18 protein-coding genes are annotated in these 20591 nt (G+C 62.7%); 7 read left to right on the forward strand and 11 right to left on the reverse strand.

The window, feature by feature from the left end:
* Positions 1-104: 104 nt before the first annotated feature.
* Complete coding sequence (locus HBO24_RS20180) at positions 105-1073, reverse strand: DUF4880 domain-containing protein (RefSeq protein ID WP_170060173.1); 969 nt, start codon at positions 1071-1073, stop codon at positions 105-107.
* Positions 1070-1579 carry a sigma-70 family RNA polymerase sigma factor gene (locus HBO24_RS20185; RefSeq protein WP_057440199.1) on the reverse strand — a complete coding sequence of 170 codons (510 nt, stop codon included), beginning with the start codon at positions 1577-1579 and terminating at the stop codon, positions 1070-1072. Before HBO24_RS20185 ends, HBO24_RS20180 begins: the two co-directional genes overlap by 4 nt.
* A 157-nt stretch (positions 1580-1736) precedes the next feature.
* Here HBO24_RS20185 and HBO24_RS20190 point away from each other — a divergent pair, with 157 nt between their 5' ends.
* Complete coding sequence (locus tag HBO24_RS20190) at positions 1737-2240, forward strand: hypothetical protein (protein ID WP_115127349.1); 504 nt, start codon at positions 1737-1739, stop codon at positions 2238-2240.
* On the opposite strand, the gene HBO24_RS20195 is transcribed toward HBO24_RS20190, so the two are convergent.
* The 3 genes from HBO24_RS20195 to HBO24_RS20205 all read right to left on the reverse strand — a co-directional run bounded on the left by HBO24_RS20195 (position 2237) and on the right by HBO24_RS20205 (position 5544).
* On the reverse strand, positions 2237-3439 hold the full coding sequence (locus HBO24_RS20195) for a benzoate/H(+) symporter BenE family transporter (protein ID WP_170060174.1): 1203 nt from the start codon (positions 3437-3439) through the stop codon (positions 2237-2239). The genes HBO24_RS20190 and HBO24_RS20195 overlap by 4 nt on opposite strands.
* A gap of 53 nt (positions 3440-3492) precedes the next feature.
* The gene (locus tag HBO24_RS20200; RefSeq protein WP_170060175.1) at positions 3493-4995 is read right to left on the reverse strand and encodes a PLP-dependent aminotransferase family protein; all 1503 of its coding nucleotides are present in this window, start codon (positions 4993-4995) and stop codon (positions 3493-3495) included.
* A gap of 90 nt (positions 4996-5085) precedes the next feature.
* A complete protein-coding gene (locus tag HBO24_RS20205) occupies positions 5086-5544 on the reverse strand; it encodes a GNAT family N-acetyltransferase (protein ID WP_057440203.1) in 459 nt (152 codons plus the stop codon).
* Between the two features lie 192 nt (positions 5545-5736).
* Here HBO24_RS20205 and HBO24_RS20210 point away from each other — a divergent pair, with 192 nt between their 5' ends.
* On the forward strand, positions 5737-7152 hold the full coding sequence (locus HBO24_RS20210; protein ID WP_170060176.1) for a glycosyltransferase family 39 protein: 1416 nt from the start codon (positions 5737-5739) through the stop codon (positions 7150-7152).
* 3 nt (positions 7153-7155) lie between these two features.
* Here the strand turns inward: HBO24_RS20210 and HBO24_RS20215 are convergent, their stop codons facing one another.
* On the reverse strand, positions 7156-8379 hold the full coding sequence (locus HBO24_RS20215; protein WP_170060177.1) for an OprD family porin: 1224 nt from the start codon (positions 8377-8379) through the stop codon (positions 7156-7158).
* Positions 8380-8551: 172 nt separating this feature from the next.
* Between HBO24_RS20215 and HBO24_RS20220 the strand changes: the two genes are divergently transcribed.
* The 4 genes from HBO24_RS20220 to HBO24_RS20235 all read left to right on the forward strand — a co-directional run bounded on the left by HBO24_RS20220 (position 8552) and on the right by HBO24_RS20235 (position 15151).
* Positions 8552-9454 (forward strand): LysR family transcriptional regulator, encoded by a 903-nt coding sequence (locus tag HBO24_RS20220; protein WP_170060178.1) that lies wholly within the window; start codon positions 8552-8554, stop codon positions 9452-9454.
* Between the two features lie 197 nt (positions 9455-9651).
* Positions 9652-11091, forward strand: a complete 1440-nt coding sequence (locus HBO24_RS20225; RefSeq protein WP_057440207.1) for an AbgT family transporter — start codon at positions 9652-9654, stop codon at positions 11089-11091.
* A 19-nt stretch (positions 11092-11110) separates the two neighbouring features.
* Positions 11111-12931 carry a CocE/NonD family hydrolase gene (locus HBO24_RS20230; protein ID WP_170060193.1) on the forward strand — a complete coding sequence of 607 codons (1821 nt, stop codon included), beginning with the start codon at positions 11111-11113 and terminating at the stop codon, positions 12929-12931.
* Positions 12932-13231: 300 nt separating this feature from the next.
* Entirely contained in the window at positions 13232-15151 is a 1920-nt protein-coding gene (locus tag HBO24_RS20235; RefSeq protein ID WP_120731518.1) for a methyl-accepting chemotaxis protein, read from the forward strand.
* A gap of 155 nt (positions 15152-15306) precedes the next feature.
* Here HBO24_RS20235 and HBO24_RS20240 read toward each other — a convergent pair whose 3' ends face one another.
* The 5 genes from HBO24_RS20240 to HBO24_RS20260 form a co-directional block, all read right to left on the reverse strand.
* On the reverse strand, positions 15307-15675 hold the full coding sequence (locus HBO24_RS20240; RefSeq protein WP_057960612.1) for a glyoxalase superfamily protein: 369 nt from the start codon (positions 15673-15675) through the stop codon (positions 15307-15309).
* Positions 15676-15764: 89 nt separating this feature from the next.
* Complete coding sequence (locus HBO24_RS20245; RefSeq protein ID WP_057440210.1) at positions 15765-16043, reverse strand: DUF6543 domain-containing protein; 279 nt, start codon at positions 16041-16043, stop codon at positions 15765-15767.
* A gap of 199 nt (positions 16044-16242) precedes the next feature.
* A complete protein-coding gene (locus HBO24_RS20250; RefSeq protein WP_170060179.1) occupies positions 16243-17706 on the reverse strand; it encodes a D-aminoacylase in 1464 nt (487 codons plus the stop codon).
* A gap of 1 nt (position 17707) precedes the next feature.
* Positions 17708-18568 carry a MurR/RpiR family transcriptional regulator gene (locus HBO24_RS20255; protein ID WP_170060180.1) on the reverse strand — a complete coding sequence of 287 codons (861 nt, stop codon included), beginning with the start codon at positions 18566-18568 and terminating at the stop codon, positions 17708-17710.
* 26 nt (positions 18569-18594) lie between these two features.
* On the reverse strand, positions 18595-19998 hold the full coding sequence (locus HBO24_RS20260; RefSeq protein ID WP_057440211.1) for a gluconate:H+ symporter: 1404 nt from the start codon (positions 19996-19998) through the stop codon (positions 18595-18597).
* A gap of 195 nt (positions 19999-20193) precedes the next feature.
* Between HBO24_RS20260 and HBO24_RS20265 the strand changes: the two genes are divergently transcribed.
* Positions 20194-20577 carry a lysozyme inhibitor LprI family protein gene (locus tag HBO24_RS20265; RefSeq protein ID WP_170060181.1) on the forward strand — a complete coding sequence of 128 codons (384 nt, stop codon included), beginning with the start codon at positions 20194-20196 and terminating at the stop codon, positions 20575-20577.
* Positions 20578-20591: the final 14 nt, after the last annotated feature.

Genomic DNA, 20591 nt, shown 5'->3' on the forward strand with positions numbered 1-20591 from the left:
AAGACTGTCCTGTGGTGAAAGGTTGGGGGCGCTCTTATTCAGCGTCTTCCCTGTCTTGATGCACGAGATGGCAAATACTGCCGGCCCCATGGAAATTTTTTTACCTAGGCCGCCACCACCGTCGCCAGGTAGCCGAAGACCCGCTGCACGCGCACCGGCAGCACCTTGGCCAGCAGGTCGAGGCTGGCATCCGGGCGGTCGAGGGAGAACGAACCCGAGACTTGCAGACCGGCAACCGCCGGGTCACAGCGCAACACCCCGCGCCGGTAACGGTTGAGCTGATCGACCACCTGGGCCAGCGGCATGCGCTCGGCAATCAGCAAGCCACGGCTCCACGCATCGGCGGCGGGCGCAAGGGGTTGTGCCGGGCCGCTTTGGCGGCTGTCGAAGGCCAACTGCTGGCCGGCGCCGATCGACACCCGGCCACCTTGCTGCGGTTCGATCGAGACATGGCCTGCGAGCACTTGCACCAGGGTCCCGCGCTGGCCTGGCAGATCCTGGCTGATAATAAGCCGCGACAGCGCCACCGGCCGCACCCAGCCATGGGCGGTCTTGACGCCGACGAAGGTGTCCGCCGCCGTCGCCAATAGCAAGCGACCCTGGTTCAGGGCCAATTGCGGGCCGCGCACATCCACCGCCGTCTGGGTGTCCAGTTGCACCGCGCCAGCGCCGGCCAACTGCAAGGGCCGCCGCTCGCCGGTGGTGGTGCGGTAGTCACTGAACAACTCCGGCAACACCACGCGCTCGCGCACACCCAGGCCCATGGCCGCCGCAATCCCCAGGCCGGCGAAACCCTTGAGCAGCGTGCGCCGCGAGGTCAGGCTGCGCGCCCGCAACAACTGGCGGGCGGCGGGCGCCGGCAGGGCACCGGTGCTGCTACGCAGGTCGCGGCTCAAGCCGGTCAAGCGCTGCCAGGCCAGTTCATGCTGGGGATTTGCATTGCGCCAGGCTGCACACGCGCGTTGCTCGGCGGTGCCGCTGACGCCCGATTGCAGGGTGACCATCCACATCAGCGCCTGGTCCAGCACGTATTCATCCAACAATTGATCGTCGGTTGGCTGGAACATCGTCATGCCTGGTACACCGCCAGGTAACAATGCCGATAGGCCTTGAGCATGGCCTTTTGCACAACATTCACGGTCAGGCCCAGTTGCTCGGCGATCTGTGGATAAGTCAGGCCGTCCAACTGCGACAGCAGGAAAATCTCCCGCACCTTGCTCCCCAGCCCGTCCAGCACCTGCCCGACCGCATCCAGTGCTTCAAGTACCAACAAGCGGGTCTCCGGCGACGGCGCGTGTTCCGGCTCGAGGATCAACAGGGATTGTTCGTACGCACGCTCCAGGGCCTGGCGGCGAAAATACTGGCCGCACAGGCGGCTGGCGACCGTGGTGAGATAAGCCCGCGGCTCACGCAACAGCGGCAAGGGCCCACTGCTGAGGATGCGCACGAAGGTATCCTGAGCCAGGTCCAGTGCCTGCTCCTGCCCACCCAGCTTGCGCCGCAGCAACTGCACCACCCAGCCGTGATGCTGGGCGTAGAGCTCACCCACAGCGCGGTGGGAGGAAGAGGATGAGGCCATCGAGGTGATTTCCGGACTGGCAGCTGACGGGAAGCGCGTATGATAATACTTCTCATTAGAGACAAATAGAAGTTTATACTCCCTGCTGTTTTATCCGACCCAAACACAGTGCCTGCCGCGTTTACCCCTTTCCTTCAATGCATGGAAGCCATTTGAATTGAGAAGACCGCTGACCTCTACACGCCTGCTCGTCGGCCTGGGCGTACTACTTTTCGTGGCAACAATCGGGTTATGGGTGTTCTGGCTCGACCGCATCGTGTACTTCAATACGTTGAGCGTGATGATCTGCCTGGTGACATCGCCCCTTTTGGCTGCGGTGGCATTTGTGATGGGGGTGCGGCGCAGGAATCCGCGCCTCAAATTTACAATAATGGACTCGCTGGAAGAGGCGATCTCGGCGCTCGCCGTTATCGCCGTGGCCGAATTTTTCGTGTTGTCATTGCTTGTATTTTTTTCCAGCACAAGACCGGGTGACTACATCGCCCGCTACGAATACACCTCCGGCGGCAAGCGGTGCAGCGGGTTGCAGGTCTACGATCGAGAACTCGAAAAACATATAAAAATCTGCCACCCGGATGCGCTTGGGGCGGGTGGCAAGGTCAGGGTCGAAAAGCGCAGTGGCCCGTTGGGTATCACGGTGAAGCGCGCCGAACTCCTTTAGCCCGCCGCACGCGTCTCAACCCGGCGCCCACCGTGAATCACCCCATGCACCAGCAACCCCGCCACCAGCCCCCAGAACGCGCCGCCAATGCCCAGCAACGTGACATTGGCCGCCGTTGCCAAAAAGGTGATCAACGCGGTTTCCCGGGTGCGTGTATCGGCCATCGCATTGGCCAGGCTTGAACCGATGGCGCCGAGCAGCGCCAGGCCCGCCAAGGTGGTGATAAACGCGCGGGGCAGGACCATGAACAAGGTTGCCAACGTCACGCCAAACACCCCGACCAGGATGTACAGCGCCCCACACACCAACCCGGCGATGTAGCGTTTGGACGGGTCCTGATGGGTATCGCGCCCGGTGCAGATCGCCGCCGTAATCGCTGCGACATTGAACGCGTGGGCGCCGAACGGTGCCATCAACAAAGACCCCAGCCCGGTGACGGTGATGATCGGGTTGGCGCTGGTCTTGAACCCGTCGTTGCGCAGCACCAGCATGCCGGGGATGTATTGCCCGGTCAGGGTAATCACGAACAGCGGCAAGGCCACGCCAAAAAACGCCGCGATGGAAAAGTGCGGCATTTCAAACACCGGGGCGGCCAGTTGCAGCTCCAGGCTCTGCAGGTCAAGGCGCTGTTGGGCGAGCAGCAGCCCCAGGCCAATCAACAGAACCCCGACCATCGCATACCGTGAAGTGAAGCGGCGCAGCACCGCGTAGGACACCACCAGAACAATCACCAGCAGCGGGTCCGCACTGGCCCCACCAAACGCCGCCACACCAAATTGCAGGAGAATCCCCGCCAGCAAACCCGCCGCAATGCCACCGGGGATCAGCCGCACCAAGCGCTCAAACGCTCCGCTCAGGCCCAGTACGATAAAACCGATGGCACACATCACATAGGCGCCGATCACTTCGGCATACGGTGTAAACGGCATGACTGTCGCCAGAAAGGCCACCCCCGGCGTCGACCACGCCGTGATGATCGGCTCGCGGTAGCGGTAGCTCAACCACGCGCCGGTCACGCCCACGCCGATACTCACCGACCAGACCCAGGAAGCGGTTTGCGCCGCGCTCAACTGCGCCAGGTGGGCAGCCTGGAACACCAGGACAAAGGTGCCCGCGTAATTGACGATGACCGAAATCAGCGCACTGATGCTGGGGGACAGGTAGTCGGCGAGGCGTAGGCGTGGGGCGGGTCGGTTCATGGCGCGTTCCTTTTGTTGAGGCCGCACAGGCTAACAAGCACCGGCCCGCCCTTTCAGTCCACTTCGCCGCCCTGCGCCAGACCACTCTTGAGCACCTTGGCCAACTGCCGGCTGGCACTCTCGATTTCACTGGGTGTCAGCGCCGAGAACCCCAGCAGCCAGCCGCCCCGTGCCGGTGGCCGGGCATAAAGCCGCGTCAGGCCCGGCAACTGGATACCCACCCGCGCCGCCTGGCGAATCGTCTCCAGCTCCGACCATCCCTCATGCAGCACACAAGGCAACTGCAAGCCCCCGGGCGGCAAGCTGGCGGTGACCACATGGCTCAAGTGGCGCTCCACCGCCTCGGCCATGGCATCACGTCGCTCGCCGTAGATTTTGCGCATTGCGCGGATATGGCTGCCGAAATGCCCGTCGTTCATAAACCGCGCCAGGGTCAGTTGGGCGATTTGCGGGGTATGGCCGTCAAGGATGCTGCGGGCGTAGGTCATGGGTTTGACCAACTCCCGGGGCAGCACCATAAAACCCATGCGCAAGCCGGGGTACAGGGATTTGCTGAAGGTGCCGAGGTAGATCGTGCGCTGGGAGCTGTCCAGGCCCTGCACACAGGCGGTCGGCAAGCCTTCATAGTGAAACTGGCTGTCGTAGTCGTCCTCGATAATCCAGCCTTGGCGCTGTTCGGCCCAGGCGATCAGGTCCAGGCGCCGCTCCAGCGCCAGGGTGGCGCCAGTGGGGTATTGATGGGACGGCGTGACATACACGGCGTTGGCGCCGCTGCGGTCGGCGCGCAGGGCGTCGATACACAGGCCTTTGGCGTCCACCGCAACCGGTACCACCTTGAGCTGGGCCATTTCAAACGCCTTGCGGGCGCCGAAGTAACCGGGGTCTTCCATCAGGATCGGCTGGCCTTCATCCACCAGCACCTGTGCGCACAAATACAGGGCCTGACGCGTACTCGACAGCACCAGCACCTGATCCGGCGTGACCCGCGCCCCGCGTTCCAGGTTCAGGTAGTCGGCGATGGCCTGGCGCAGGGGTTCGGCGCCTTGCGGGTCGCCATGCAACAGCAGGTTCGGGCGGTAATCCTTCAATGCCTGGCGGTGCAGGCGCTCCCAGATGCCCACAGGGAAGGTCCGCGTTTCCGGCAGCCCTGTGGCAAACGCCTTGACCACCTGCTGGTCAGTCACCCCGCCGCTGGCAAGGATCTGCGCACCCCTGGCACTCAGCGCCGCAACCTGGTTCGCCACCACTGGCTGGCGCTTGCGTGCGCCCAGCAGGCTCGGCCCGATCTTCTCGGAAACGTAGCTACCCGAACCTTCACGCCGGCACAGGTAACCGTCCAGTTGCAGTTGGACGTAGGCCATTTCTACGGTATCCCGGGAAATGCCCAGTGACTTGCCCAACGTACGCGTGGCGGGCAACCGGCTGCCGGGAGCAAGAATGCCCTCCAGGATCAGCTGACGCAGCACGCGCTGCACCCGCACACGCAAATCCAGGGAGGCCAGCTTGGGGTCCGTCAGGCGGATCTTCAGCGTGTCCAGTTCAAGGTTGTGGGTCATTGACTTGGCCAAGGGGTAAAAAAGCATGCATCTTTGTGCGATGCCGCCGATATGTCCACGAGCAATATCGGCGAGCTTTGCCGTCGGGTGTTACAGAGCCATCCGATACTCAATGCAGCCCGAGTCCTCGGCGATCCAGTTGTAGAGTTTCTGCGCACGCTTGTTGGTCTGCTGGGTATGCCAGTACAACCGGGCGCAGCCGTGGTGTTGCGCATAGCGCTGGACCCATTCGATCAACAGTTTGCCGGTACCGCCGCCGCGTACCGTGGGGGCCACGTACAGGTCTTCGAGGTAGCAGAAGTCGGCGACCGCCCAGGTCGAACGATGCAACAGCGCATGCACCAGCCCCACCAACTCATCGCCCTGCACCGCCACGGCACAGGCCATGGCTTCATCGGTATCGAGCAAGCGGCTGAAGGCAGTGCGGGTGGTGGTCTCATCCAGGCTGACTTGATAAAAGTCCTGGTACGCCAGCCACAGTTGCAGCCATTGCTCATAGTCTTCAGGTTGCACTGCCCTGACCACGATTGCCTGTGGATCGTTACTCATCGCGTTCTCCTATCGGAAGCCCGTTCCGGGATGGATCGGGACCCGGCAATGGTAGGTTTCCAAGGCGGCGGCGAACCGACCACTTCCAGACCACCTGGCAGGCCAATCCGCAACGGGCACTACGTTCACAATTCGTTAAGGATTGCCTTCGTATACTCCAACGCTGTCCCCTAGCATCCGGTAACTCACCCCATGACACGCCCTGCCCCGCTGTTGCTGCTGCTTGCCGGTCTGCTGTTCTTCGTGGCCCTGGGCAATCACGAGTTGCAAGGCTCCACCGAAGCCCGAGTGGCCGGGATTGCCATGGCCATGCACCTGGATAACGACTGGGTGGTGCCGCGCCTGTTCGGTGAACCCTTCCTGGAAAAACCACCCCTGAGCCTATGGCTGGATGCCGGGGCGATCCGCCTGTTTGGCGCCAGCACCGGCGCGGTACGACTGGCCTCGGCGTTTGCCGGGTTGTTCAGTGTGATGCTGCTGTACGGCATGCTGCGCCGCTTCGGCCGGCCTACGTCCCTGGCGTTTGGCGCCGCGCTAGTGCTGGCGACCATGGCCAGTTACTGGAGCAACGTGCGCGGCGTGGGTGAGGATGCGTTGCTCAGCCTCGGCGTGACCCTGGCGCTGCTCGCCTTCTACCAGGCCACCCGCCCGGAGTCCCAGCCCGGCGCCAATATCGGCACATGGCTGCTGTTTACCTTGGGGATGGCCATCGCCACCTTGAGCAAAGGCGTGCTGGGCCTGGCGATGCCGGGCATTGTGATTTTTGCCTACCTGGCCTGCACCAGCCTGTTGGACAAGCGCGTGCGGCCCAGCCAATGGCTGCGCCCGGGCATGTTCACCTTACTGGCGCTGGTACCGCTGTTTATCTGGCTGGGGTTTCTGTATCAACGGGGTGGGATGCAGGCGGTCGGTGAGGTGTTGTGGACCAACAGCGTCGGACGTTTCAGCGGCTCCTTCGTCGAAGCCGGGCATTACGAGCCGATCTACTACTACCTGGCCAAACTGCCCGAGGCCTTTTTGCCTTGGAATATCCTGGTGTACCTGGGCCTGTGGCACTTTCGCAAAAGCCTGGCGAGCAATCGGTACCTGCTGTTTTTCAGCCTGTGGCTGGTGGCGCAATTTACCCTGCTGACCTTCGCCTCGAGCAAACGCATCGTGTATCTGATGGCCCTGACCCCGGCGGCGGCGGTCCTCGCGGCCGAATATGGCGCGGTTCTGCTCAGCCGCGTGCCCGCCTATCGCCGTGGCTTGATCAACGGCGTGTTTGCCGTGGTGATTGCCTGCTACCTGGGCGCTGCTCTCTGGTATGCGCCCAAGGCCGACCGGCGTGAGTCCTTTGTACCGCTGACCCGCCAAATCCAGGCATTTCAGGCCCAAGGCCACAGGGTGGTGCTGTACCAGCCCAACGAGCGTGTGGCCGGCGCCACCGTTTTTTACACCCAGAACAACTTGCCGATCCTGCAGACCGAGGCACAACTGCGTGCCTATCTCGATGCCAGGCCGGGCAACCTGGCGTTGCTGGACCGCATTGAGCAACTGACCACCCCGGTCACCGCTCTCAAGCAGATCACCGTGGGCAGCCGGCCCTACTCCTTTGTCGAACAGTAAGGCCTACCAAAGCGCCAAATCGTACGTCAGGTAGACCCGGTAGTTATCGCGGTCACTGGCATAGGTGGAACGGTAGGTGGCCTTGCGCAACTCCACGCCCAGGCCTTTGAGGGTGCTGTCCTGGATCACATAGCGCAGGTGAGTGTCGGACTCCCACTCGCGGGCTTCGCGGCCCTTGAAGTCGCCGTTCTGGCCCTTGTAGTAACGGGTCATAAAGCTCAGGCCCGGCAGCACAGCGGCAAAATCGTAGTCATAGCGCAGCATCCAGGTTTGCTCACCGGCCTGGATAAACTTGCCGACCCCGGCGTTGCTGAACGAGTACACGGTGGACACGCTGGCATAGGGCAGCGCGGTGTCGCCACTGACCTTTTGGTAGCCCACACCCAACGCCTGTGGCCCCAGCCGATAGGTGAACAGACCACTGAACATGTCGCTGTCGACCTTGCCGTTACGCGCCTCGCCGGCCTCATTGCTGATGAAGTAGCGCAAGTCACTGGTCAGGCTCCCCGCGCCCAACGGCTGCTTATGCACCAGGCCGAGGAATTGCTGGCGATAGAACTCGCGCATTTCCCCGTAGTACCAGGTGCCACTGAGCGTAGGCGTGAAGGCATAGGTGGCGCCGGCGAAATCGAAGTCGCTGCCCTTTTTGCCGCTGTAGCCCTGTGGATAAATATCCACGCTGTCGCTGGAGTTACGCAGTTTGAATTGATCCAGGTGCCCGCTGTGCAGGTACAGGTTGCGGATGCCCGTGTATTCGATCTGGGTGCCGCGAAATGTCTGGGGTAGCAGGCGCCCGTCGTTATGCACCAGTACCGGGATCTTGGGCAGCAAGGTGCCGGTTTTCACCACGGCAGCGCCGATGCGCATTTTTGCGGTCACGCCGAGGCTGGAGAATTCATTGGCGGCGCGCCCATCATCGTGGACCGGCAACAAACCGGTGCCGGCGTGGGTGCGGCTGGAGTCGAGCTTGATCCCCGACAGCCCCTGGGCATCCAGGCCAAAGCCGACGGTGCCCTCGGTGTAGCCCGACTGCTGGTTGAGCAAAAAGCCTTGCGCCCATTCCTTGCGGTCCTCGCCACCGTCGCGATAACCGTCGTTGAAATAGTAATTGCGCAGGGTCAGCTTGCCATGGGAATCCTCCCAGAACCCCTGGGCCATCAGCGACGGCGACAGACTCGCCAGCACCCCGACGGTGACCACGCCACCCCTGGTGAAAAGCTCACGCATAACTGTTTCCTCAATGCCGTATTGTCGATTTTTATGGGCAGTTGCTCCGTGTGCCAGGCTGGACGCCAGGTCACATTGGGGCGGACACTAACGGCTTGCCGAACGCCCCACAACGTTATGCGAGAAGCGCATGACGCTATGCGCAAAGCCGCCCTTCGACAGGAAATCCACGGTGAATCTCAAGCAACTCGAAGCCTTCAAGGCAATCATGTCCACCGGCTCGACCATCGGCGCAGCCACCCGTATGGGCTTGTCGCAGTCTGCGGTCAGCCGCCTGTTGAGCCAGTTGGAAGACGCCCTGGGGTTTGCCCTGTTCCTGCGCAAAAAGGGCCGGTTGATGGCCACGCCAGAGGCCGAGGAACTGCTCACCGAAGTCGCCGGCCTGGTGGACGGCATGCAACGGATCCAGCGTCTGGCGGATGAAATGCGCGTCGGCCGCTCGCGCAAAAGCCTGCTAAAAGTCGGCGTACCCACCAGCATGACCCAGGAATTGTTGCCGCGTATTGTTGCGGACTTTCTCAAGGACCATGACGACACCGTGGTCGAACTGCTGACCGGTTCCTACGACATGATCGAGCGCGCCGTGCTGGACCGCTCCGCCGACCTGGGTTTTGTGCGCCTGCCCACCGAGATCCCCGACTTTGATATCGAGCCGGTACTGCACACCGAAGGCGTGTGCGTGATGCCGGCCGACCATCCACTGAGCCGCCACCCGTTCATCGAGGTGCAGCATCTGCGCAATGTGCCGTTGGTGATGCTGGGCCGGCAACGGGCGGTGCGTACCGAGTTGAACCAGATGTTCCGCGCCGCCAACCTGACACCCCAGGTACGGGTCGAAGTGCACTCGGTGGGCGCCGCCTGCAGCTTTGTCGCCGAAGGCCTGGGGGTGTCGATCGTCAATGGCTTGCTGGCCAGCCACTTCATGCACCTGCCGATTGTCAGCCGGCCGTTTCGCCCCGCATTGCCCTATGAATTTGGCCTGGCATTTCGTGCCGACGAGCCGCGCCCGCAGTTGGTAACGGCATTTGCCAAGCACCTCAAGCAGCGCCTGAATCCCATTGCGAAAATCCCGTAACCCTCTGCGCGGTCGGAGACCAGAATCCCCTCTCGGCATCCCGAGCGCTGCGTAAAACGCATACCCCAACCCGCACCACGCATAACGTTGTGGGCCTGCGCGCGATGCCCTAGTGTCCGCCCAACCAAGCGTCACTACCCACAACAATAACAGCGCACGCACCCCGCTCAGACGGGGGCCGCGCCGGGGCCGCCAGCATGACCGAACCGCAGATCCTCCGTACCCCGTCGCCCACCGAGGCGGCCGCAGACAAACCCGTGCAACGCAAGCAAATCAACCCGGCGATCATTCTGCTGAGTATCGTCCTGCTCGCCGTCGCCTTCACCTACGCGGTGAATGCCGGCAAGTTCCAGCGCCAGAATGGCCTGGTGGTGCCGGGCTCGTATCAGGTGCTGGAAAAGCAGGACTCCTTCAGCCAACTGTTCTCCCTGGAACCCCGCAAGGCCGGCGACACAACGGCCCGACCGGTATCGTTGGTGGAAGGTTTCATGGCCATTCCCCAAGGCATCGAAAAGCGTGCGGCGTTGATTTTCATGGTGCTGTTCATCGGCGGCATGTTCGGCGTGCTGAACAAGGCCGGGGTGATCGACGCCGGGCTGGAGCGCCTGCTAGGCATGACACGAGGCAATATCTACGTGCTGGTGCCGAGCCTGATGCTGGTGTTTTCCGCTGGCAGTACCTTTATGGGGCTGGCCAAGGAATTCATCCTGATCGTGCCGTTGATGGTGGCCATGGCCAACCGCCTGGGGCTGTCGAACCTGATTGGCCTGGCCATCGTCACCATCTCGGTGAAGATCGGCTACCTGGCGTCCATCTCCAACCCGGTGGCCTTGTCCGTGGCCCAGCCGATGGTCGGCCTGCCGATCTTCAGCGGCTTGAGCATGCGCGTCGCGGCCTATTGCACCTTCCTGCTGGTGGGTATCGCGTTTGTGCTGTGGAGCATTCGCAAGCACGGCTTTGATGCCAGCGCGCAGATCACCTTCGAAAGCAAACCCCTGCCGATTCGCCACCTGCTGAACCTGCTGGTGCTGGGCGGCGGCATCGGCTTCCTGGTGTATGCCTCGAACCGCTGGGGCTGGAAATACCATGAGCTGTCGGCGTTCTACCTGCTGCTGACCGTGGCCTTCGCTGTGATCGCCGGCCTGGCCGCGAGCACTGCCGCCAGCGCGTTTGTCGATGGCATGAAGAAGGTGCTGATCGCCGGCGTCCTGATCGGCCTGGCGACCGCCGTGGAAATCATCCTCAGCACCGGACAGGTACTGGACACCATCGTCAACAGCCTGGCCAACCTGGTGGGCGACCACGGGCCGGTGGTCTCGGCCTACGGCATGTTCTTCGCACAACTGGGGCTGGACGTGCTGATCCCCTCCACCTCCGGCCAGGCCGCGGTGACCATGCCGATCTTCGGGCCACTGGGCCAGTTGTCCGGCGTCAGCCCGCAAACCACAGTGTTTGCCTTTTTGATGGGCAACGGCCTGACCAACATGATCACCCCGACCTCCAGCGGCCTGCTGGTGCTGCTGGCCACCGCCAACGTCGGCTGGGGCCAATGGGCGCGCTACATTCTGCCGCTGTTCCTGATCTATGCGGTACTGGCGATGGTGCTGCTGGCCATTGCCGTGCAAACCGGATACTGAGTCGATGAGTGTTTTACCTATGCAAACCCTGCACAACCAGATGATCGCCATGCGCGACGGCATCCACCTGGCCACCGATATCTACCTGCCGGCGGGCGGCGAAGGGCCGTATCCGGTGGTGATCGAACGTACACCCTATGACAAGTGCAAACCGTCGCGCTCGGAAAAACAGCTCGACGGCCAGCACATCTCCCGCGAGCAAATGGCGGCGCGTTTTACCGCCCAGGGGTTTGTCGCGATCTTCCAGGATTGTCGCGGGCGCTACGCTTCCGAAGGGGTGTTCACCAAGTACACCGCCGAGGGCGAAGACGGTTTCGACACCCTGGCCTGGATCGTTCGCCAGCCATGGTGCAACGGCAAGATCGGCAGCATGGGCCTGTCATACGCGGCCCACACCCAACTGGCGATGGCCTGCCTGCATCCGCCGGGCCTGAGCAGCATGGTGCTCGACAGCGGCGGCTTCGCCAACGCCTACCAATGCGGGATTCGCCAGGGCGGTGCGTTTGAACTCAAGCAGGCCACCTGGGCGTTTCGCCAGGCCAAAGAAAGCCCGCTCGCCCTGGCCGACCCGCAGGTGCGCCAGGCGCTGGAAGACGAAGACATCCATGAATGGTTCCGCCGCATGCCCTGGCAGGCGGGCCAATCGCCGTTGCGTCATGTGCCCGAGTACGAAGCCTATTTGCTGGAGCAATGGGCCCAGGGCACCTTCGGCCCCTACTGGCAGAAGTCGGGGATTTATGCCGAAGGTCACTACGGGCGCTTGCCGGATATTCCGGTGCTGTTCATGTCCAGTTGGTACGACGCTTATGTCAGCTCGACCCTGGCCAACTACACCGCCTTCAACCGCGCCAGCAGCGCGCCGCAACGGTTGATCATGGGGCCGTGGTTGCACGGTGACCGCAATATCAGCCATAGCGGCGATGTGGAGTTCGGCGCCCAGGCCGCGTTTGACGGCCAGGTGGCGCAGGATTGGTTGAGTTGCCGCCTGCAATGGTTCGAGCAATCCCTCAAGCCCGGGACGCAGCCACCGGCAGCCCAGGTGCAGGTGTTCTTGATGGGCGGTGGCAGCGGTTTGCCGGATGAGCAGGGCCGCCTGCAACATGGCGGTCGCTGGCTGCAGGGCGAGCAATGGCCACTGCCTGGCACCCAGTCGCTGACCTTGTACCTGGATGCGCAACGGCAACTGACCGAGGTTGCGCCCAGCGCTGACGAAGCTGTGTTGGGTTACTACGCCGACCCGGCCAACCCGGTGCCGACCGTGGGCGGTGCGTTGACATCCGGCGCGCCGATTTTTGTCGGCGGCGCCTTCGACCAGCGTGAACGCCCGGACTTTTTTGGCACCCGGGGTGACAATCGCCCCCTGTGCGAGCGCGACGATGTGCTGAGCTTTCAGACCGCGCCCCTGAGCGAAGACCTGATCGTCGCCGGGACGGTGCAGATCGAGCTGTGGATCGACAGCGACGCGCCGGACACCGACTTCACCGCCAAGCTGGTGGATGTCTACCCGCCGAGCGCCGCTTACCCGGAAGGCTTTGCGATGAACATCACCGACGGCATCCACCGCTGCCGCTATCGCGACGATTGGGAGCAGCCCAGACCGTTGACACCCGGCGAGCGGGTGAAGGTAAACATCGAGCCATTTGCCACCTGCAATCTGTTCAAACAAGGCCATCGCCTGCGCTTGGACATTTCCAGTAGCAATTTCCCGCGCTTCGACGTCAACCCTAACAGCGGCGAGAACGAGGGCCAGGCCAGCCATCCGCGCATTGCGCACAATCGCCTGCACTTGAGCCGGGATGCGGCGTCGTGCCTGGTCCTGAGCATCCTGCCCACAAGCTGATCCCCCTGACCAGCGGCCGTGTTGTGGCGAGCGGGCTTGTTGTGGCGAGCGGGCTTGCCCGCGTTGGACTGCGCAGCAGTCCCCTCTCCTGGGGGGCGCTACTCCTCCCCCAACGCGGGCAAGCCCCGCTCGCCACAAAGGGAAGTCAGCTTTTCAAAAGTGACCACTCATCCACGAATCCCACATTGATTAAAAAACCGTTTCAGCTCTCGCCCTGCCTGCCGATATCCCCAGACTATCCATCGGCTGGGCGACCTTCCAGCAACTGATGTACACGCAATCTGTTCCTGGAGGAATTCGATGAATACATGGTTTGGCAACATCAGCGTCAACTTGAAACTGGGCCTGGGCTTTGGCCTGGTGCTCGTGCTCACCTCGATCCTCGCACTCACCGGCTGGACCAGCCTGGGCAGCCTGATCGACCGCAGCAACTGGATGAGCGACATCACCCAGCTCAATTCATCGCTGACCAAACTGCGCATCGTGCGCCTGCAGTACATGCTCGCCAACGGCGACGAAGCCGTGGCGCAGAATGTGCAGACCACCCTCGACAGTTTTGCCGCGCAGCAGCAACAGTTGGTCAACAGCTTCAAGAGCCCGGAAAACCTCAAGCTGCTCAACGAGCAGAAAGACACCATCACCGCCTACCGGCAGTCGCTGAACAAAATGCGCGAGGCCTACCGCAACGGGAACGCCGCACGCCAGACCATGGGCGAACGCGCCGACGCCGCCGGCCTGGTGATTGCAGCCCTGGACCGCAGCGTGCGGCAGATGCCTGAAAGCAGTGAGCGCTTCGCCCAGTACGAAGCCGTCAACCACGCCAAGGAAGAGTTCCAAGTGGCGCGCTATGAAGTGCGCGGCTACACCGGTAACGTCAACCCAGACACCGAAGCCCGTGCAGAAGCGCAAATCGAATCGGCAATCAATGGCCTCAAAGGCTTGAAGAACGTGTTCGGTGAAGCCCAGCAAGCCGAGCTGACCGCCCTGGAAAACGCCCTGGGCGCCTACCGCACTGCGCTGCAGGCGTATAAAGCCGCCAACGCCAATATCGTTCTCGCCCGCCAGGAAATGACTGTGCAGGGCGCCGATATCGTGTCGCGCAGCGAAGCGTTGTATGACATCCAACTGCAACGCCGCGACGCCGAAAGCGTCCAGGCCCGCAGCCTGCAACTGATCAGCACCGTGCTCGCGCTGTTGGTGGGGATTATCGCCGCGCTGGTCATCACCCGGCAGATCACCCGCCCGCTGCAGGAAACCCTGGCGGTGGTCGAGCGCATCGCTTCCGGAGACCTGAGCCACAACATCCAGGTGACCCGCCGCGATGAGCTGGGCGTGCTGCAACAAGGCATCCAGCGCATGGGCAGCACCTTGCGCGAGCTGATTTCCGGTATCCGCGACGGCGTCACGCAGATCGCCAGCGCTGCCGAAGAGCTGTCGGCCGTGACCGAGCAGACCAGCGCCGGGGTCAACAGCCAGAAGATCGAGACCGATCAAGTGGCCACCGCGATGCATGAGATGACCGCCACCGTGCAGGAAGTGGCGCGCAACGCCGAACAGGCTTCCCAGGCCGCATCCACCGCCGATGGCCAGGCCCGCGAAGGCGACAAGGTGGTGGCCGAAGCCATCGCCCAGATCGAACGCCTGGCCGACGAAGTGGCGCGTTCCACCGACGCCATGGCGCACCTGCAACAAGAGAGCAACAAGATCGGCAGTGTGATGGACGTGATCAAGGCCGTGGCCGAACAGACCAACCTGCTGGCGCTCAACGCCGCCATCGAAGCCGCACGTGCCGGTGAAGCCGGCCGCGGGTTTGCCGTGGTCGCCGACGAGGTCCGCGGCCTGGCCCAGCGCACGCAGAAGTCCACCGAAGAAATCGAAGGCCTGGTCGCCGGTTTGCAGAACGGCACCCAGCAAGTGGCCACGGTGATGAACAACAGCCGCAGCCTGACCGACAGCAGCGTCGAACTGACCCGCAAGGCCGGCGTCTCCCTGGAGAACATCACCCGCACGGTGTCGAACATCCAGTCGATGAACCAACAGATCGCCGCCGCCGCCGAACAGCAAAGCGCCGTGGCCGAAGAAATCAGCCGCAGCATCGTCAATGTGCGTGATGTGTCGGAGCAGACCGCAACGGCTAGCGACGAGACCGCCAAGTCCAGCGTCGAACTGGCACGACTGGGCAGCCAGTTGCAGCAGATGGTCAGCCATTTCCGGGTGTAAACAAAAAGCCGCCCCGGCCGAAACCGGGGCGGCTCCACTTCTCAGGCCTTGACGGTCATCGAAGCTGTCTCGCAGGAATCGCCAGACGTGCTAAACACGCAGGCCATTCACCACGAGGTGTGACAAACAGCGGCTGATGCCCTGCCATTTGTCGATCAGGCCTGGCCTTCCTCGACAAACACCAGCCGATTACCAAACGGGTCCTTGATGCTCATCTCCCGCGAGCCCCAGGGTGTTTCCTCCACGCCCGGCTTGGCAAAGCGATAATTCTTGGCCTGCAATTGCTGCTGGAACCCATCCACCCCTGGTGCCTGGATCCGCACCGCCGCGCCCGGCGAGGCGTCGCCATGGTGCTCGGATAGATGCAGCACGCACTCGCCCAGCGACACTTGCAGGTACAACGGAAAATTCGCTTCGAACCGATGCTGCCAATCTACCTTGAATCCCAGGAAGTCGACGTAGAACTCCAGCGCCTTGGCCTCGTCGAAAATCCGCAGGATGGGGGTGACTTTTCCTAACTGCATAAGGCTCTCCAAATCCACAAAACGTCCTGTTGTCAGGCCACCACCCTACCCCAAGGCGAGCGTGCTGTGAACGCCAGTCGAGGCTGGATTCAACCGTGGGCCCTGCCGGCGGTGCCATAGCGCTGTGCCGAAAAGAAATCGCTGGCGACCGCCTCGGTGAGGGTCATGGAGGACTCGGGCGTGCCGCTATGCGCCCAGCCGGTCACCGCGCCACTGCTGTGCGTGCTGTTGGCGGACGAGAATTTATGCAGGTAGACCTTGTCAGGGTCGATCCATTGATGGGTCAGGTTCCAGACTTTTTCCTGGATCCAGCCTTTGATCATATCCCGGGGAAAAGGAAAGGTGGCCAGCGTGTTGGCGGCTGGCACATTAGCTTCGCCCGTATGGTCACCGACGCGCACCGAGGCAGTGAAGATGGATGGGTTACCGAAATGACTGACGCTTCATATTGATTGTGCATACAGGCTCTCCGTAAGAAGTCCCGTCCATCTTAGACAGCGCTCCCACAGCCACAACCTGCGTTTTGTAAGCCCTCATTGAGCACAATCTGACACACCTCATGGCCTGTCACACCTGGGCAAAACCCCGCCGCAAATCACCACTGCGCGCCAGGAAGCGCCCCGCCCGCTGGCCGTTCGCCTGCCCGTCGCAGTAGCTCAACACACCATTGACCCACACCCCATCAATGCCCTCGGCGGCACGTTGCGGGTCCTTGAAGTCCGCTACATCCCTTACCCGCAACGGGTCGAACAGCACCAGGTCGGCCCAATGCCCCTCGCGGATTTCCCCGCGCTCGGCCAGGCCAAAGCGCGCGGCCGACAAGCCGGTCATTTTGTGTACCGCTGTGTGCAGCGGGAAAAGTCCCAGGTCACGACTGAAATGTCCGAGTACCCGCGGGAATGCGCCCCACAAGCGCGGATGGGGGAACGGGTCTTCCGGCAAGCCGTCGGAGCCCACCATCGACAGCGGATGGGCAAGGATGCGTTGCACATCGGCCTCATCCATTCCGTAGTACACCGCCCCCGCCGGTTGCAGGCGACGGGCAGCGTCCAGCAGGGATACCCCCCACTCGGCGGCGATGTCCTGCAAGTCACGCCCGCCCACTTCCGGGTACGGCGTGGACCAGGTGATGGTGATGCGGAAGGCATCGGTGACTTGCTTGAGGTCCAGGGTCGAGGAACTGGCGGCATAGGGATAACAATCGCAGCCCACCGGATGGGTCTTCGCCGCCTGCTCCAGGGACGCCAGCAATTGCGGGCTGCGCCCCCAGTTGCCGGCGCCGGCACATTTGAGGTGGGAAATAATCACCGGTGCCTGGGCATGGCGGCCGATCAGAAACGCCTCGTCCATGGCCTCCAGCACCGGTTCGAATTCACTGCGCAGATGGGTGGTGTACACCGCGCCAAACGCCGTCAGTTCTTCACTCAATTGCAGCACTTCGTCGGTGTCGGCGTTGAACGCGCTGGCGTAGGCCAGGCCGGTGGACAAGCCGAGGGCGCCCGCTTCGAGGCTTTCCTGCAGTTGCTCGCGCATCGCCGCGATTTCGGTGGCGGTGGCGGTGCGGTGCAGTTCGTCCATATGGTTGCTGCGCAAAGCGGTATGGCCAATCAATGCTGCGACGTTGAGGGCCGGGTGAGCGTTTTCCACCGCCGCGCGGTAATCGAGGAAACGCGGATAGGCAAACGCCTCGGCATTACCCAGCAGGTTCATCGGGTCTGGCGGATCGCCACGCAAGCTGACCGGCGAGGCGCTGATGCCGCAGTTGCCGACGATCACCGTGGTCACGCCCTGGCTGAGCTTGGGCAGCATCTGCGGCTGGCGGATCACCACCGTGTCATCGTGGGTGTGGACGTCGATAAAACCCGGCGCCAGTACACGCCCATCGGCTTGGATTTCATGCTCGCCCTGGGCCGCCGACAAGTCGCCGATCTTCTCGATACGCCCCGCGCGCAGCCCCACGTCAGCGAGATACCCCGGCGTGTTGCTGCCATCAATGATCAGCGCCTGGCGAATCAGCGTGTGGTACTTCATCTCAATCTCCAAGCGGCAGGCTGTCAGGGCCGCCGCGATAGTCGTCCAGGGCCAGCTTGATCCGGCGCAGGCGTTCCTGGTTGTCGTCCGGCATGGCCAGGGCCAGTTCAGTGGCGAGCAAATCAATGGCCAGCAGCATGCCGTAGCGCGCCGCCGTGGGTTTGTAGATAAAACTGGTTTCGGCCGGTTGCAGCGGCAGCAGCACGTCGGCCAACTGCGCCAGCGGCGAGTCGGCCAGGGTGATAGCGACAATCCGTGCGCCATAGTTGCGAGCCAGTTCCACCACACCCAGCAGTTCGGGCGTGAGGCCGGTCAGGGAGCAGACAATCAGGGCGTGCTCGGCACTCAATGTGGCGGCCGTGACCCGCATCATCACCGGATCGCGGCAGGCGGCAATCGGATAGCCCAGGCGCACCAGCCGCACCTGCAACTCTTCGCTGCACAGGCTCGAGGGGCCGCCCATGCCAAAGGCGTGGATCATCCGCGCCTTGCCCAGCAGGTTCACCGCATCGACAAAACTGGCCTGATTGAAGCCGGACAGGTGCTGGCGCAGCGTCCCTTCGATATCGCCGAGGATCTGCCGATGAAACGCCGACTGCTCGGGCAACCCCGCCGGGTCGAGGAAGCGACTGCCCACACCGCTGGCCTGGGCCAGTTGCAGGCGCAGGTCGCGCAAATCACGGCAGCCGACGCTGCGGGCAAAGCGCGACAAGGTCGCGGTGCTGACCTCGGCCCGCTGGGACAACTCTTCCAGGCTGGCGGATGCGGCAAAACCCACATCATCGAGCATCAGCCGGGCGATACGCCCTTCGCCAGCGCTGAAGGAATCCTGGCGGGCGCGGATCTGGTAGAGGATGTCCATGGGGTCTCCGGGTTACAGGATGAGGCTCATAAAACAAGAGACAGGCCGTAGGTCAGACCGAAGGCGACCAGCGAAATCAAAGTCTCCAGTACGGTCCAGGTCTTGAAGGTCTGGATCACCGTCATATTGAAGTATTCCTTGATCAGCCAGAAGCCGCCGTCGTTGACGTGGGAAAAGATCACCGAACCGGCACCGGTCGCCAGCACCAGCAATTCCGGGTGTGGATAACCCAGGCCCAGGGCCACCGGGGCGACAACGCCCGACGCGGTGGTCATGGCCACGGTGGCCGAGCCGGTGGCGATGCGCATCAGCGCGGCAAACAACCAGCCCATCACCAGCGGCGACAGGTTGAAGGCGTTGGCCATGCCGAGGATTTCATGGGTCACGCCGGCGTCCACCAGGATCCGGTTCAAGCCGCCGCCCGCGCCCACCAGCAGGGTGATGCTGGCGGTCGGCGCCAGGCACTCGTTGGTGAACTTGAGGATCGACTCGCGGTTGAAGCCCTGGGCCAGGCCCAGGGTCCAGAAGCTGACCAGGGTCGCCAACAGCAAGGCGATCACCGAGTTCCCGATAAACAACAGGAACTGGTTGAAGCCGCTGCCGGGCGTGGAGATCAGGTTGGCCCAACCGCCGATCATCATCAGCACCACTGGCAACAGGATGGTGCCCATGGTCAGGCCGAAGCTCGGCAGGCGGGTGCGCGGTTCGCGCTCGATAAACTGGCGTTCCAGCGGGTTTTCGGCGGGCAGGTGGATGCGCGGCACGATGAACTTGGCGTACACCGGGCCGGCGATGATCGCGGTGGGGATGCCGATCAAAATCGCATACAACACGGTTTGCCCGACCGAGGCGTTATACGCCAGCACCGCCATCATTGCCGCCGGGTGTGGCGGCACTAGGGCATGCACCACCGACAGGCCGGCGACCATCGGCAAACCGACCATCAGGATCGACACGCCCACGCGCCGGGCCACGGTAAAGGCAATCGGCACCAGCAATACAAAACCGACCTCGAAAAACAGCGGCAGCCCCACCAGGAAGGCAATGCACACCATGGCCCAGTGGGCATTGCGCTCGCCGAAACGGTTGATCAGGGTGCGCGCCACCTGCTCGGCGCCGCCGGACTCGGCCATCATCTTGCCGAGCATGGTGCCCAGGGCCACCACCAGCGCGATATGCCCCAGGGTCTTGCCAACCCCCGCCTCGTAGGAACCCATGATCGTATCCGCCGGCATCCCGGCCAGCAGCGCCAGGCCGATGGACACCAGGGTGATGACGATAAACGGGTTGAGCCGGTAACGTGCAATCAGCACGATCAATGCAATGATGGCGATGGCAGCGTATGCCAACAGCCAGACGCCCGGTGATGCGGCCATGCGGTACTCCTCGGAAAGGGTCACGTCGAATTGGTTGTGAAACTCATAAATCATTGCCGAGGAGTATTTTCAAATTTTATGAAAGTAATTTTCGCCCACAGATAAGCGCTGTCGCTTTGGGACATGCCCGCAGACTCAGGATGAAAATCAGGGGATCGTTCTTACATGCAGGCCGGGCCCAATGCGGGAAACTCAACGGCCACTGTCCGGTCTCAGATTGCACACCGAATCATCCTCAGGAAGCCCGTCATGAACCGTAGAAACCTTGCCCTCAGCGCGTTACTGCTGGCCTTGTCCGGCACCGCAACGGCCGCCGACAGCAGCCCGGCCCTGCAAAAGTGCCTGGACGCCGCCAACACCACGGCCGCGATGGTCGGCTGCAACGCCCAGGAAACCAAGGTGCAGGACAAGCGCCTGAACAGCGCCTACCAAACCGCACTGCAGGCCCAGCAAGGCCCGCGCAAGCAGCAACTGCAAGATGTACAGCGCCTGTGGATCAAATACCGGGATGCCAATTGCGCCTTCGCCGGCTCCGCGACCGGCGGCAGTATTGACCAGGTCAACGGCTCGGGTTGTGTGCTGGACATGACCCAGACCCGCGCCGATGAACTGGAAAACCTCGTCGGCCCATAACCCCCTCGCCTACA

The sequence above is a fragment of the Pseudomonas sp. WS 5410 genome (assembly GCF_012985645.1).
Taxonomy (GTDB): domain Bacteria; phylum Pseudomonadota; class Gammaproteobacteria; order Pseudomonadales; family Pseudomonadaceae; genus Aquipseudomonas; species Aquipseudomonas shahriarae.